The organism is Streptomyces diversicolor (genome assembly GCF_057537855.1).
This window is the reverse complement of the sequence record NZ_BAAJXA010000127.1, coordinates 1-1,323: the sequence shown is the minus strand read 5'-3', so window position 1 is coordinate 1,323 and position 1,323 is coordinate 1. Positions and strand designations below refer to the sequence as shown.

Sequence of the window (1,323 nt, the reverse complement as noted above, 5' to 3'; positions counted from 1 at the left end):
TCAACGTGACTCTGGCCAGGCGAACAGGTTGCTGTCCCTTCGACTTCGAGCGTGCTGACGAGCGGGCCGCGATGGGGCATCTGCTCGGACTGATCGTGGAACGAGACCAGGAGATCGCCCCCTCAGACCCGCCTCTCATGCTCTCGGCCCTGGTGAACTACCTGGGTGCCAACGACGCTGGCTCTGGCTTCTATCAGTTGGCCAAGGAGCTCCAGCTTCTGCCCATGAGCGCATCGGCAGATGAGAAGTTCGGCTTCTGGGTCAAGCAAGTGAAGCAGCTCTACGAACGCCATGGAGCTGGCCCAGCGGTGGCCTGAGATCAAGCACCCTGAGTGTCTAACTGCGTGATAACGCCGACAGACAGCGGCGGACACCTGCACACATCTGTGGACCATCGCAGCAGGTAAGAGGCGCACCGGCCCCTGGTCGAGCGCCCACCCAAGTTACTTCGGGATGAAGAAGTCCTGGGTTCAAGTCCCGCCACTCCGACGGTGAAGTGCCAGTTCATAGACCTGATCCGTATCGCGAGTCCGGCCTCGCTGCCAATTCGTCTCGGCAATCGGGCTGAACACCAGGCGACCTCCCTGGACGGTGTCCATCACCTCGCAAAGGTCTTGTCCTGGCGTACCCAGTGCCTCAGGTCCAGTCCGGCATGGGCGCCTATTGCACCCATACGCGCCTCCATGCGCCCTCGCATGCACCCTCCTTGCTCCCTGCGCTTCTCTCCTACCTTTCGTGGAACAGCGAGGGCCGGAATGATGTCCGGCCCCGACGGGAGCAAGGTGCGGCAGATAGCCGCACCGACTTGCGTCGGCCGGGTCTGCCTGCCTTGGGGGATGGGGCGGTATGAGTGCCCGACGCAAAATCCATGACAGCTTCGAGCAGGCAGTCCACGCCGCTGTTTCCGCGTTCGGTACCGAGGTCACGCCGAAGTTGAGAGGCAGCGGGTGGCAGGAGGACCAGCTGCGGGGGCCGTTGGAGAACATGATCCAGTCCGTGTGCCGAGGCCTCGGTCTGGACGTCGCCCTCATCGGCGAGGTTCCGCTTGTCGACATGGGAGCCCGCCCGGACTACGCAGTCGAGGTCGGCGGCGCTCTCGTCGGATACATCGAGCTCAAGAAGCCGGGCACCCAGGCCGACCCCTCCGTCTACAGAGGCCGCAACGCTGAGCAGTGGGCGAAACTGCGGCTGCTCAACAACGTGCTTCTCTGTGACGGGAACGAGTTCTCTGTCCACCAGGAGGGCCAGCAGGTTGGGGAAGTGGCCCACCTACGCGGCTCGGTGCTCGTCTCCGGCGCACGGCTTGCTCCCGCCGACGGGGCG

The 1,323-nt window shown here is 64.0% G+C and carries 1 protein-coding gene and 1 pseudogene; both read left to right on the top strand.

Annotated elements, in window-relative coordinates; genetic code table 11:
- On the top strand, window positions 1-317 hold a 317-nt coding region (locus AC27LF_RS45450), incomplete at its 5' end, for a hypothetical protein (protein WP_479662452.1).
- Between the two features lie 529 nt (window positions 318-846).
- Window positions 847-1,323 (top strand): annotated as a pseudogene (locus AC27LF_RS45445) (hypothetical protein); the annotation flags it as partial.